The sequence below is a fragment of the Microbacterium sp. bgisy189 genome, from assembly GCF_057707225.1.
In genome coordinates this window covers 341216-353391 of record NZ_JBYIPT010000002.1, presented here as the reverse complement: position 1 = coordinate 353391, position 12176 = coordinate 341216, and the positions used below count along the sequence as shown (strand labels likewise).

General features: G+C 69.7%; 12 protein-coding genes. 5 read left to right on the top strand and 7 right to left on the bottom strand.

Annotated elements, in window-relative coordinates:
- The first annotated feature begins 77 nt into the window (after positions 1–77).
- The gene (locus AC3ENX_RS04670) at positions 78–1520 is read left to right on the top strand and encodes a coiled-coil domain-containing protein (RefSeq protein WP_434810695.1); all 1443 of its coding nucleotides are present in this window, start codon (positions 78–80) and stop codon (positions 1518–1520) included.
- A gap of 16 nt (positions 1521–1536) precedes the next feature.
- Here the strand turns inward: AC3ENX_RS04670 and AC3ENX_RS04665 are convergent, their stop codons facing one another.
- Positions 1537–2607, bottom strand: a complete 1071-nt coding sequence (locus AC3ENX_RS04665) for a threonine aldolase family protein (RefSeq protein ID WP_434810694.1) — start codon at positions 2605–2607, stop codon at positions 1537–1539.
- 59 nt (positions 2608–2666) lie between these two features.
- On the opposite strand from AC3ENX_RS04665, the gene AC3ENX_RS04660 reads away from it, so the two are divergent.
- Positions 2667–4028, top strand: a complete 1362-nt coding sequence (locus AC3ENX_RS04660; RefSeq protein WP_434810693.1) for an MFS transporter — start codon at positions 2667–2669, stop codon at positions 4026–4028.
- A gap of 15 nt (positions 4029–4043) precedes the next feature.
- Here AC3ENX_RS04660 and AC3ENX_RS04655 read toward each other — a convergent pair whose 3' ends face one another.
- Both AC3ENX_RS04655 and AC3ENX_RS04650 read right to left on the bottom strand, forming a co-directional pair.
- Positions 4044–4703, bottom strand: coding sequence for an SDR family NAD(P)-dependent oxidoreductase (locus AC3ENX_RS04655; protein WP_434810692.1), 660 nt, complete (start codon positions 4701–4703; stop codon positions 4044–4046).
- A 1-nt stretch (position 4704) separates the two neighbouring features.
- Positions 4705–6156, bottom strand: a complete 1452-nt coding sequence (locus AC3ENX_RS04650) for a DUF6421 family protein (RefSeq protein WP_434810691.1) — start codon at positions 6154–6156, stop codon at positions 4705–4707.
- 92 nt (positions 6157–6248) lie between these two features.
- Between AC3ENX_RS04650 and AC3ENX_RS04645 the strand changes: the two genes are divergently transcribed.
- The 3 genes from AC3ENX_RS04645 (at position 6249) to AC3ENX_RS04635 (ending at position 8672) form a co-directional block, all read left to right on the top strand.
- Positions 6249–6695, top strand: coding sequence for an Lrp/AsnC family transcriptional regulator (locus AC3ENX_RS04645; protein WP_434810690.1), 447 nt, complete (start codon positions 6249–6251; stop codon positions 6693–6695).
- 85 nt (positions 6696–6780) lie between these two features.
- Positions 6781–8013: a sensor histidine kinase gene (locus tag AC3ENX_RS04640; protein ID WP_434810689.1), complete on the top strand. Its 1233-nt coding sequence runs from the start codon at positions 6781–6783 to the stop codon at positions 8011–8013.
- A complete protein-coding gene (locus AC3ENX_RS04635) occupies positions 8010–8672 on the top strand; it encodes a response regulator (protein WP_434810688.1) in 663 nt (220 codons plus the stop codon). Before AC3ENX_RS04640 ends, AC3ENX_RS04635 begins: the two co-directional genes overlap by 4 nt.
- 23 nt (positions 8673–8695) lie before the next feature.
- Here the strand turns inward: AC3ENX_RS04635 and AC3ENX_RS04630 are convergent, their stop codons facing one another.
- From AC3ENX_RS04630 to cobA, 4 genes are read right to left on the bottom strand one after another with little or no spacing between them, the layout of a single operon-like run.
- Positions 8696–9649 carry an NAD(P)/FAD-dependent oxidoreductase gene (locus tag AC3ENX_RS04630; RefSeq protein ID WP_434810687.1) on the bottom strand — a complete coding sequence of 318 codons (954 nt, stop codon included), beginning with the start codon at positions 9647–9649 and terminating at the stop codon, positions 8696–8698.
- Entirely contained in the window at positions 9642–9971 is a 330-nt protein-coding gene (gene fdxA, locus AC3ENX_RS04625; RefSeq protein WP_434810686.1) for a ferredoxin, read from the bottom strand. The genes AC3ENX_RS04630 and fdxA overlap by 8 nt, the downstream gene beginning before the upstream one ends.
- Positions 9968–11365 (bottom strand): FAD-dependent oxidoreductase, encoded by a 1398-nt coding sequence (locus tag AC3ENX_RS04620; RefSeq protein ID WP_434810685.1) that lies wholly within the window; start codon positions 11363–11365, stop codon positions 9968–9970. The genes fdxA and AC3ENX_RS04620 overlap by 4 nt, the downstream gene beginning before the upstream one ends.
- Positions 11358–12176: a uroporphyrinogen-III C-methyltransferase gene (gene cobA, locus AC3ENX_RS04615; RefSeq protein WP_434810684.1), complete on the bottom strand. Its 819-nt coding sequence runs from the start codon at positions 12174–12176 to the stop codon at positions 11358–11360. The genes AC3ENX_RS04620 and cobA overlap by 8 nt, the downstream gene beginning before the upstream one ends.

The window sequence follows — 12176 nt, the reverse complement described above, 5'->3', positions numbered from 1 at the left end:
GAGCGGGCGCGAACGGGTACCGTTTGTCTCAGAAGCCGAGTGTGCGGTTTCTGATCCCCCACCCCCTCGGAGTATCCGTGTCCGACGACCGCCCGACCCCTGACATCACCGAGCCACGCTCGGCCTTCGACGACCTGCTCTCGCAACAGCATCAGCAGTCGTCCGACGGCGACGCCGACTTCACGACGGCCTTCCGCGGCTATGACAAGAGCGAGGTCGATTCGGCGATCTCCGAGCTGAACGCACGCGTGCGCGCCGGTGAGTCGGCGATGGGCGTCGTGCAGGAGCGCCACCGCCGCGCCATCGCCGACGCAGAGGCGCAGCACGAGGCGGCGATCGCCGATCTCGAGAGCAAGCTCACGGTTGCCGAGGCCAAGGCGAACACCGCCGAAGATCGCGTCGCAACGCTCACCGACGAGCTGCGCGACGCTGCGGGTGAGTCGGCGAACCGGCAGCGGTTCGAAGAGGTGCTGCACGTCGCCGAGGAGCAGGCGTCGGTCATCATCAAGAACGCCAGCCTGCAGGCCGACCGGCTGCTCGCGGCGGCAGACGTCGACATCCAGCAGCGGCGCGCCGAGGCGCAGGCCGACGCCGAGGCGATCCGCTCGCGTGCCGAGCACGAGGCGCAGCAGGCGCGCGTGCGCATCTCGACCGAGCTGACCGCTCACACCGCGCAGCTCGAGCGGCAGACGGCGCACGCCGCCGAGAAGGTGGCGCAGGCAGAGCGCGAAGCGGCGGCGATCCGCACCGAGGCCGAGAAGTCCGCTGCTGCCCTGCGCGGTCTGGTCGCGCGCGAGACCGACCAGTCGCGTGCCGAGGCCGACGACGCGGTACGCGAGCTGCGGCGCCGCGCGCTCGACTTCGAGGAGTCGCTGACCCGCCGTCAGGACGACGCGCAGCAGGAGTTTCTCGCACTGCACAACCAGGCGGTCGCGCACGCAGAGCGCATCACGAAGGATGCCAACGACCAGGTCGCGGCATCCCTCGAGCACTCGCAGCGCATCACCGCGAAGGCCGACGATTTCGACCGGCTCATGCGTGCGCAGGCTGCGCAGATCGACGCCGACGCGCAGCTGAAGGCACGTGAGCACATGGACCGTGCCCGCGACCGCGCCCAGCAGATCATCGACGCCGTCACGAGCCACGCCGATGCCGTGCTGCGCGATGCCGAAGACCGCACCCGTCAGCTGCGCTGGCAGCAGCACCAGCTGTCGAGCTTCATGGCGGACGTCCGTGAGTTGATGCGCGCAGAGGGCGCGGGTGAGTCCGTGTCGCTGCGGGATCCCGGCGCCGGCGCGTCGGCCGATCTCGTCACCGATGACGTCGATGTCGAAGGCGACGCACCGGCCGAGGAAGCGGTCGAACCCGAGTTCGAACTCGTGCTCGCCCCCGAGATCGTCGCAGCCCCCGACGACGTCGTGGCCGACAGCACCGTCGAGATCATCGAGGTCGACCTCGCGCACGACGAAGACGACGACGAGCTCGTCGAACCCGAAGAGAGCCTCGCGGCGAAGGACTGACGCGCCGCGCCGGCGCTCAGGCGCCGGCGGTCAGCCGCGCGAGTTCGGCGACGAACGCATCCACGTCGTCTTCGTGGGTGTCGAAGGAGCACATCCAGCGCACCTCGTTGCGCGCGGCATCCCAGTCGTAGAAGCGGAACGACTCGCGCAGCCGGTCGGCGACGCCGTCGGGCAGCGTCGCGAACACGCCGTTGGACTGCGTGGGCTGGGTGAATGCGACCCCGTGGATCGATCCGTCGGCGATGCCCGCCTCGACGGCGCCCCGGAGGCGCTGCGCCATCGCGTTGGCATGCCGCGCGTTGCGCAGGTAGAGGTCGCCTTCGAGCAGGGCGATCAGCTGTGCCGAGACGAAGCGCATTTTGCTGGAGAGTTGCATGTTGAGTTTGCGCAGGAACAGCAGTCCTTCTGATGACGTCGGTTCGAGCACGACGACGCACTCGCCGAGCATCGCGCCGTTCTTGGTGCCGCCGAGGCTGAGCACGTCGACGCCGGCATCCCGCGTGAACGCGCGCAGCGGCAGGTCGAGAGCGGCGGCGGCGTTCGACAGGCGTGCGCCGTCGAGGTGCAGCTTCATGCCGCGCGCGTGGGCGTGGTCGGCGATCGAGCGGATCTCTTCGGGCGTGTACAGGGTGCCGAGTTCGGTCGACTGCGTGATCGACACGACGAGCGGCTGTGCGCGGTGCTCGTCGCCCCAGCCCCAGGCCTCGCGGTCGATGAGGTCGGGGGTGAGCTTGCCGTCGTCGGTGGGCACGTTCAGGATCTTGATGCCCGCGACCCGCTCCGGCGCGCCGCCCTCGTCGACGTTGATGTGGGCGGTGGATGCCGCGATCACGGCTCCCCACCGCGGCAGCATCGACTGCAGCCCGACGACGTTCGCCCCGGTGCCGTTGAACACCGGGAACCCTTCGACCCCCTCGCCGAAGTGCGCTGCGAGCACCTCCTGCAGCCGCGTCGTGTAGACGTCTTCGCCGTAGGCGATCTGGTGCCCGTCGTTGGCAGCGGCGATCGCCTCGAGCACCTCGGGGTGCACACCGGAGTAGTTGTCGCTGGCGAAGCCGCGCACGGCGCGGTCATGGATCGTCGTCACGAGAGTCCAGCCTAATTGCCGCCTGTTGCGTGTCGGAGGTGCTGAGTACGCTCGCATCCATGCGCACCTTCATGGCCGTGCTCGTCAACACCGCGGTCGCGAACGTCACGACGAGCTTCCTGTGGTTCGCGCTCACGTTCTGGGCGTATCTCGAGACGCAGTCGGTGCTCGCGACCGGCATCATCGGCGGCGCGTACATGCTGTTCCTGGCGGTGTTCGCGATCCCGTTCGGCACGTTCGTCGACCGTCACCGCAAGCATCGCGTCATGGTCGTCTCGAGCTTCATCACCCTCGCCGCCTTCGCCGTGGCGGGGTCGCTGTTCCTCCTGTTCCCCGAGTCGACGATGATCGATCTCGGGCAGCCGTGGTTCTGGATCTTCTCGGCGATCATCCTGTTCGGCGCCGTCATCGAGAACATGCGCAACATCGCGCTGTCGACGACCGTGACGCTGCTGGTGCCGGTCGAGCGCCACGCGAACGCGAACGGCTTGGTCGGCACCGTGCAGGGGCTCGCGTTCATCGTGACGAGCGTGTTCTCGGGGTTCGCGATCGGCCTCGTCGGCATGGGGTGGACGGTCGTGATCGCGCTCGTGTTCACGACCGCGGCGCTCGTGCACCTGCTGACCCTCACCGTGCCCGAGGACGAGCCCGAGCGCGTCGACGGCCAGGCGCCGAAGGTCGACATCCGGGGCAGCATCGCGACGATCCTGCTCGTTCCCGGGCTGTTCGCGCTGCTCATCTTCTCGACGTTCAACAACCTCATCGGCGGCGTCTACATGGCGCTCATGGACCCGTACGGGCTCACCCTGTTCGACGTGAAGATCTGGGGCATCGTGCTGGCCGTGACGGCGACGGGCTTCCTCATCGGCGGTGGGGTGATCGCCGCGAAGGGCCTCGGTCGAAACCCCGTGCGCACACTGCTGTGGTGCGTCATCGCGATGGGCCTGCTGGGTGCCGTGTTCACGATCCGGGAATGGTGGTGGCTGTACCTCGTCGGCATCTGGGCGTACATGTGCCTGATCCCAGCCGTCGAAGCGGCCGAGCAGACCGTCATCCAGAAGGTCGTGCCGTTCCGCAGGCAGGGGCGGGTCTTCGGGTTCGCGCAGGCGTTTGAGTCGGCGGCGGCGCCGATCACCGCGTTCCTGATCGCGCCGCTGGCCCAGTTCTGGATCATCCCCTACATGGATTCCAGCGAGGGCGAGCAGACGTGGGGCTGGCTGCTGGGCGAAGGTGAGGCGCGCGGCATGGCGCTCGTGTTCCTGTTCGCGGGGCTCATCATGGTCGTCGCCGCGATCCTCGCGTTCGCGACCCGCTCGTACCGCAAGCTGTCGCAGTCGTTCGCCGGTCAGCTCGAGTCGGTCAAGCCCGACGAGACCGCAGCCCCGACGCCGGCGGCAACGGCCGGCAACGACCAGACCTGATCCGAGGTTCGGCGATCAGGCGAGCGGGATGACGGTGTCGTTCACGTCGGCGGCATCGACGTCCCAGAGGCCGACGAACGCATCGGCGAGCGCCTGCTCGAGGCCGTCGAGCGCGGTGACACGGAACGTCACGGCGGCCGTGCGCAGCGGCTCGTCGGCATCCCGGGCTGCTTTCGCGAAGCCGTGCGCGACGGCGCGCGTCCACGCCTCCGACGCGGCCTTCACGGCTGCATAGTTCGCGCCACCGGCGAGCGGCCGCTGCACGGCGGTCGAAGACACGATCGCGAAGCGCCCGGCATCCGATGCGCGCAGGTCGGCGTCGAAGGCACGCGACACGTGCCGCAGCGCCGTGAACCCGTGCTCGAGGAACCGATAGTCCGCATCGGTCTGGCCCGCCAGCCCGCCGCCTCCGCGCCACCCCCCGACGAGGTGCAGCACTCCGTCGACACGCACCCCGTCGCCCCGCAACCGCCCCGCCAACGCTGCAACGGCATCCTCATCGCTCAGGTCGCATACCTCGCCGCGCGCGCCCACCGACAGCGCTGCGAGCTTCGCGGCGTCGCGTCCGACGGCGATGACGCCGGCGCCGGCGGCGGTGAGGGTGTGGGTGGCGGCAGCGCCGGCTGCGCTCGTCGCGCCGGCGATGAGCACGGTGCGGCCCGCGACGCCCGGCATGTCAGTCGTCCGTGCCGCGGATGCCGGCGGTCGACGCGATCACGTCGCGCATCTTCTTCTCGAGCGCCTCGAAGAACATCGACAGCGGGAACTCGTCATCCAACACCGCGTCGGTGTAGCCCTTGGGTGGACCGGCCAGCACCTCCGTCGGCAGGCCCCTCGCCCAAACCGACGCCGGGTGCGGGGTGACGACGCCGCGCACCAACTCGTACGCGGCGAGCCAGTGTGCCACCTTCGGGCGGTCGATCGACTCCCAGTACAGACGGTCGATCGCGTCGCTGAGCCCGATGACCGCTGCCGGCACGTCGTGCCAGTCGAAGGCCAGCGACGTGTCGGTCCAGTGCAGCACGCCCCGCTGGTGCAGCCACGCGAACAGCAGCTGTCCGCCCAGTCCGTCATAGTTGCGCACCCGCGTGCCGGTGATCGCGAAGCGGAAGATGCGGTCGAAGATGACGGCGTACTGCACGAGCCCGGCGTGCTCGAGCATCTCGGTCTCCGCCGATGTCAGCTCGTCGCCTGCCTCGACGCGCGCCTGCAGACGGGACTGGATGTTCACGCACTCGCGGAACGCGGTGAGGTCGCAGCGCAGCTCTTCGAGCGAGTACAGGAAGAACGGCATCCGCTGCTTGATCATGAACGGGTCGAACGGCAGGTCGCCGCGCATGTGCGTGCGGTCGTGGATGATGTCCCACATCACGAAGGTCTGCTCGGTGAGCGCCTGGTCATCGAGCATGCGAGCCGCCGCGGCGGGCAGTTCGAGCTTGGTGATGTCGGATGCCGCGCCCACGACGCGGCGGTAGCGTGCCGCCTCGCGGTCTTGGAAGATCGCGCCCCACGCGAACACGGGGATCTCGCGCATCGCGACCGTCTCGGGAAACAGCACGGCGCTGTTGGTGTCGTACCCCGGTGTGAAGTCGAGCAGGCGCAGCGAGACGAATAGCCGGTTGGTGTACTCGGTCTCGAGTTGGGCGATGAACTCGGGCCAGATCACCTCGACGAGCAGCGCCTCGACGAACCGGTTCTGCGAACCGTTCTGCGTGTACATCGGGAACACGACGAGGTGACGAAGTCCGTCGATGCGGTGCTGCTGCGGCTGGAAGGCGACGAGTGAGTCGAGGAAGTCGGGCACGCCGAAGCCGCCGGACATCCACCGGTCGAAGTCGCGCACCGACGCGGCGAGGTAGTCGGCATCGTGCGGAAAGTTCGGTGCGAGGGTCTTGATCGACGAGGTGATGGTGCGCACGAGTTCGCTCGCACGGGGATGGTCGGCTGCCTCCGGCACCGATCCATCCTTCGCCTGCAGGGTCTGCATCGCGGTCGCCGCGTCTTTGAGCGCGATCCAGGCGGACGAGCTCACGACATCCTCGACAACCTGTGTTGTCTTGGCGAGGCCGTCTTCGACGACCTCGGGCTCTCCGACGATGGCCGTGGCGGGGTGTGCGGTCAGGGACATGGGAACCTCCGATCGTGAGGATCGGCCGCCGAAGCGACGCGTGACAGGAAACATTCCGGTGTAGCCGGACATCTACCGGTATTCTTTCACGTATGGAGGATGCTGTCGACCAGGCCATCGTCGAGGTGATCGCTCGCGATGCCCGCGCAACCCTGTCCGACATCTCGGGCGAGGTCGGACTGTCGGTCTCGGCCGTGCAGACACGCCTGCGGCGACTGGAGAGCACGGGTGTGATCGCCGGCTACCGCGCCGTGCTCGATCCCGAGGCGATCGGCCGGCCGCTGTCGGCGTTCATCGAGATCACACCGCTCGACCCCGCCCAGCCCGACAACGCGCCCGAACTGCTCGAACACCTCGAAGCGATCGAGGCGTGCCACTCCATCGCGGGCGATGCCGCCTACATGCTGTTCGTCCGGGTCGCGTCGCCAGGGGCCCTCGAAGGACTCATCCGCGACATCCGGGCCGCGGCATCCGTCAGCACTCGCACGACCGTTGTGCTGCAGACCTTCTACGAGCACCGTCCCGTCCGCCCGCTCTGACGCCGCGGCGGCATGCGACGAGGGGCTGACGCCGATACATCCCCGGGGGGATGCCGTGGCCGCCGCGCTCGCGTAGCGTCGTAGCGTGTTCCGCAGCATCCCGGTCTATCAGCGCGTCGTCGACGCGGTGGTGGCTGGGCTGTTCCTGCTGTTCACGCTTGCGGCGCTCGGGATGCCGGTGTGGATCGCCGGCTCGACCCCCTCGAGCTATTTGCCGTCGATCCTCGCGATGATCGTCGGGGTCGGCGTCACGGTGGCCCTCGCCGGCGCACTCGCGCTGCGGCGATGGGCGCCCGGGCTGGCGCTCGCGATCGCGTGGGGTGCTTCGATCGTCCAGATGATCGCCGGGCTGCCGCCGCTCCCGGCGAACATCGCCACCTTCGGCATCCTTTACACGGCCGCCGCCTACGGCACACAGTTCGCGTTCTGGGCGGGGTTCGGGTCGGCGATCGTCGGCGCCGTGACGATCGCGGTGTACCTCGTCGTGCCGTCGATGATCACGACGATGGGGCTGAGCCCCTCGCACGACCTCACACCCGAGGTGATCGGCGGCATCTCGATCTTCGCGGCAGCCGTGTTCGCGCTCGTGCTGTCGTGGACGGTCGGGGCGCTCGTGCGCACCGGAGTCAGGGCGCGCGAGAACCGTGAGGCGCAGCAGCGCGCCGAGGCGCAGACGTCAGCCGAGCAGGAGCGCACCCGCATCGCCCGCGATATGCACGACGTCGTCGCCCACTCTCTCGCGGTGGTCATCGCCCAGGCCGATGGTGCGCGGTACGCGGCCGACCCGGCGAGTTCGAATCAGGCCCTGCAGCAGATCTCGTCGACCGCACGTTCCGCCCTCTCCGACGTGCGGCTGCTGCTCACGCAGCTTCGCCACAGTCAGACCGACGGTCCGCAGCCGACCCTCGCAGATCTCGAGCAGCTGTACGCGCAGGTGCGCGGTGCGGGCGTCGATCTGCGTGTCGACATCGACCCGGCACCGCACGGCGAACCGCCCGCGGCGGTGCAGCTCGCGGTCTACCGCATCCTGCAGGAGGCGCTCACCAATGCCCTCCGGCACGGCGGCGCCCCGGTCGAGGTGGCCCTGGCGTGGCATGCTGACCGGGTGGAACTCACCGTCACCAATCCCCTCGTCGATTCGCGCCGAAGTGCTGCGACGTCGCCATCCGAAGCGCAGCACGGCGCGAACGAATCGCGCGGGCACGGCCTGATCGGTATGCGCGAGCGTGCGCAGCTTGTGGGCGGCACGTGCGGCGCGGGTGTCGCGGGTGACGTGTTCCTCGTGCGGGCGACACTGCCGATCGGTGAAGCGGCGTGACCGACGAAGCGATCCGCGTCGTCCTCGTCGACGATCAGGCCCTGTTCCGCGCCGGTATCCGCATGGTCATCGACTCGCAGCCCGACCTGACGGTCGTGGGCGAGGCCGGTGATGGCGCCGAGGCGCTGACGCTGGTGCGGTCCGTGCGGCCCGACGTCGTGCTGATGGACATTCGGATGCCGGTGATGGACGGTCTCACGGCGACGTCAGAACTACTCGCCGACACCTCCTTCGGCGCGTCCCCGCCCCGCATCGTCATGCTCACCACGTTCGATCTCGACGAGGCTGCGGCCCGCGCGATCCGGCAGGGAGCCAGCGGGTTCCTCCTCAAGGACGCTGATCCGGAGTTCCTGCTCGCCGCCATCCGCACGGTGCATGCCGGGTCCGCGGTCATCGCGGCGTCGGCGACACGCGAACTGTTCGCGCAGTTTCCGGCGGCGCCCGTCGCCGCGGTGCCCGACACATTCGGCGAGCTCACCGAACGCGAACGGGAGATCTTCGCGCTCGCCGCGCGGGGGCTCAGCAACGGCGAGATCGCGGCGCGCGAGTTCTTGTCGGAGGCGACGGTGAAGACGCACATCAGCCGCATCCTCGCCAAGCTCGCGCTGCGTGACCGCGTGCAGCTCGTCGTCTTCGCCTTCGAGCACGGGCTGGCCTGAGCGCGCCGGTCCGACCGCCCCGGTCAGTGCGAGGTGCGGACGCCCACGAGGTCGTGCACGAGGACGGCGGCGGCGCGGGCGCCTTGGCCGGCGGCGACAATGAGTTGCTGCGGTCCGGGAGCCGCGGCGTCACCGGCGGCGTACAGTCCCGGCACCGACGTGCGGCCCGATCCGTCGACGATGAGGTGCCCGTCGAGGTCGCGGTCGGGGTCCACACCGTCGAAGAAGTCGGCCGCGGCGTGCCACACCGGCCGCACGAAGCCGCCGGCGACGGGGATCACCGATCCGTCGGCGAGTCGCACACCTGACACGGCGCCCTTCTCGCCCTCGAGGTCGTCGATCGCGCGACGCTCGACGGCGATGCCGGATGCCGCCAACTCCGCCTCGGCGACGGCATCCACCACGTCGGTGCCGTTCGTGAAGACGGTGAGGTCGTTCGTCCAGCGTGCGAGCAGGCGAGCCCGGTCCGGCAGATCGGGGGTCTCGCCGATGAGCGCGAGCGGCTTGTCCTGCAGTTCCCACGCGTCGCACGCGGCGCAGCTGAACATCGACATGCCGTAGAACGATCGGATGCTGGGGATCGCCGGCAACGTCTCGCCGAGCCCCGTCGCGACCAGCACCGTCTCCGCGGCCAGCACGGGCGGCTCGCCGGGCGTGCGGGTCGTGACGGCGACTTCGAAGCGGCCGTCGGGGCCGAGGGCGGGGCGCACGGCGCCGACGCGTGCCCGGTCGAGGATGCGCACGTTCGGGTACTGCTGCAGTTCGGCGCGCGCGAGCTTGCGCAGTTCGATCGGCGAGATGCCGTCGCGCGTCAAGAAGCCGTGCGAGCGGAGCGTCGCCGCGTTGCGGGGCCTGCCGGCATCCACCACGACGACCGAGGCGCGGGCCCGACCGAGGTTGAGCGCCGCCGAGAGCCCGGCCGGGCCGCCGCCGATGATGACGACGTCGACGGATGCCGGACAGTGCCCGTCAGTCATGTCCGTCGCCCTGGGGCGGGAGGGCGGCGATGATCGGGTGGTCCTTCTTGATGACGCCGACCTTCGCGGCACCGCCGGGCGAGCCGATGTCATCGAAGAAGTCGACGTTGGCGGTGTAGTAGTCCTGCCACTCGTCGGGGAGGTCGTCTTCGTAGTAGATCGCCTCGACGGGGCACACCGGCTCGCACGCACCGCAGTCGACGCACTCGTCGGGGTGGATGTAGAGCGAACGCTCACCCTCGTAGATGCAATCGACGGGACACTCGTCGATGCACGCACGGTCCTTCACATCGACACAGGGCAGCGCGATGACGTAGGTCATGACTCGATCAGCGCTCCGGAGCGTGAGATGGCGACCTGCTCGTCGCGCGGCACGACCTTGACGCGCTCGCGGGTGTGCTCGTGGGTCTGACCGAGCTCGCGCTCGTGCGCGTCGAGGGCGAGCCAGCCCTCCCACGTCGTGAAGGCCACGTCGCGTTCGGCGAGCAGGTCGAGCACGTCACCGGTGACGGTGGGGGCGGCCAGGCGCCCGGCGGTCGCGTCGGCGACCAGGTGCGCGATGGTCTCCATGGCGTCGGACTTGGTGTGGCCGATGAGACCGACCGGGCCGCGCTTGATCCACCCGGTGGCGTACAGCCCCTGGATCGCCGTGCCGCCGTCTTCGGGGGTCGCCGCCGACGACGTGTCGGTGACGCGGCCTTCGACGTTCGGCACGACGCCGCGCACCTCGTCGAAAGGCGCCCCGACGACCGGCGTGCCGAAGTAGCCGACGGCGCGATAGACCTGCTGCACAGCGATCTCGCGGAACTCGCCCGTGCCGACGACGCTGCCGTCGCCGGTCGGCGTGGTGCGCTCGAAGCGTACGCCTTCGACGCGGTCGGTGCCGAGCACCTCGACGGGCGCGTGGTAGAAGTGCAGGTGCAGGCGGCGGCTCGCACCGGTCGAGGGGCGGTCGCGCCACGAGTTCAGCACGCGCAGCATGACCTTCAGCTGGTTGTTGGATGCCTGTGCCGGGTCGGCGTGGGTGAAGTCCTCGTCGTGCACGATGATGTCGACGTTCGGCACCTCACCGAGTTCGCGCAGCTCGATGGGGGTGAACTTGATGTCGGCGGGGCCGCGGCGGCCGAAGACGTGGACGTCGGTGACGGCCGAGGTCTCCAGGCCCGCCAGCACATTGTCGGGCACCTCGGTCGAGCGCAGGTCGACGGCGTGCTTGGCGAGCACACGCGCGACGTCGAGGGCGACGTTGCCGTTGCCGATGACGGCGACCTCTGCGGCATCCAGCGGCCACGTCGTGGGCACGTCGGGGTGACCGTCGTACCAGGCGACGAAGTCCGCCGCGCCATACGAGGAGGGCAGGTCGATGCCGGGGATGTCGAGATTCGCGTCGCGGATCGCGCCGGTCGCGAGGATGACGGCGTCGTAGCGTTCCTGCAGCTCGTCGAGGGCGATGTCGCGGCCGACCTCGACATTGCCGATGAAACGGGTGGTGCCGGCATCCAGCATCTCGTGCAGCGAGTTCACGATGCCCTTGATGCGCGGGTGGTCGGGCGCGACGCCGTACCGGATGAGGCCGTATGGGGCGGGCAGCGACTCGAACAGGTCGATCGCGACGGTGCCGCCCGCGTCGTTCACCGCGCCGGTGAGGATGTTGCCGGCGTAGATGCCGGCGGGGCCGGAGCCGATGATCGCGACGCGGAGGTTCAGGTCAGTCACGGTGGTGGCCTTTCGGGCTGGTGGTCTCCGCTGCGAGTCGTACGGAGAGGGCTTCGGATGCCGCGAGCGCGTCCAGCGCGATCTCGGCGGGGGCATAGGGGCTGAGACGCACGACATCACCGACGACCACGACGGCGGGGGAGCGGATGCCGCGCTCTGCTGCCTGCGCAGCGATGGAGGCGAGCGATCCGACGGTGACGCGCTGGCGCGTCCCGTACCCATCCTCCACAACCGCGACGGGACAGTCCAGGCCCCGGGCGCCTTGGGCGAGTATGCGGGCGGAGTGCGCGAGGGTGCCCACGCCCATCAGCAGCACGACGGTGTGGTCGCGGCCGCCGCCGATCTCGGCGATCTGATCGTGACCGGTGACGATCGTGAAGGCGGTCGCGACGCCGCGGTGCGTGAGCGGGATCCCGGCGACGGCTGGCACCGAGAGGGCACTGGTGACGCCGGCCACGAGTCGCACCTCGACCCCGGCTGCCTGGCAGAACGCAAGTTCTTCTCCGCCACGGCCGAACACGTACGGGTCGCCGCCCTTCAAGCGCACGACGGTCTTGCCGTCGCGTGCGAGCTGCACGAGCAGCGCGTTGATGGCATCCTGCGGCACCGCGTGGTGGCCCGGGAGCTTGCCGACGTCGATCACCTCGGCCGTGATCGTCTCGCCCTCTGCGGCCAGGCCGTCGAGCACGGCGCGGGCGCCGAGCCGATCGGCGACGATGACGTCGGCGGCGCGCAGGGCGCGCAGCCCTGCGACCGTGAGCAGGCCGGGGTCTCCCGGTCCTGCCCCGACGAGCCAGACGGTCCCGGTCAT

Excerpts from the sequence above, each read along its gene's own strand:
- AC3ENX_RS04630 (WP_434810687.1), bottom strand. The coding sequence starts at position 9,649 with ATGACTGACGGGCACTGTCCGGCATCCGTCGACGTCGTCATCATCGGC.
- AC3ENX_RS04655 (WP_434810692.1), bottom strand. The coding sequence starts at position 4,703 with ATGCCGGGCGTCGCGGGCCGCACCGTGCTCATCGCCGGCGCGACGAGC.
- AC3ENX_RS04660 (WP_434810693.1), top strand. The coding sequence starts at position 2,667 with ATGCGCACCTTCATGGCCGTGCTCGTCAACACCGCGGTCGCGAACGTC.
- fdxA (WP_434810686.1), bottom strand. The coding sequence starts at position 9,971 with ATGACCTACGTCATCGCGCTGCCCTGTGTCGATGTGAAGGACCGTGCG.
- cobA (WP_434810684.1), bottom strand. The coding sequence starts at position 12,176 with ATGACCGGGACCGTCTGGCTCGTCGGGGCAGGACCGGGAGACCCCGGC.
- AC3ENX_RS04650 (WP_434810691.1), bottom strand. The coding sequence starts at position 6,156 with ATGTCCCTGACCGCACACCCCGCCACGGCCATCGTCGGAGAGCCCGAG.
- AC3ENX_RS04645 (WP_434810690.1), top strand. The coding sequence starts at position 6,249 with ATGGAGGATGCTGTCGACCAGGCCATCGTCGAGGTGATCGCTCGCGAT.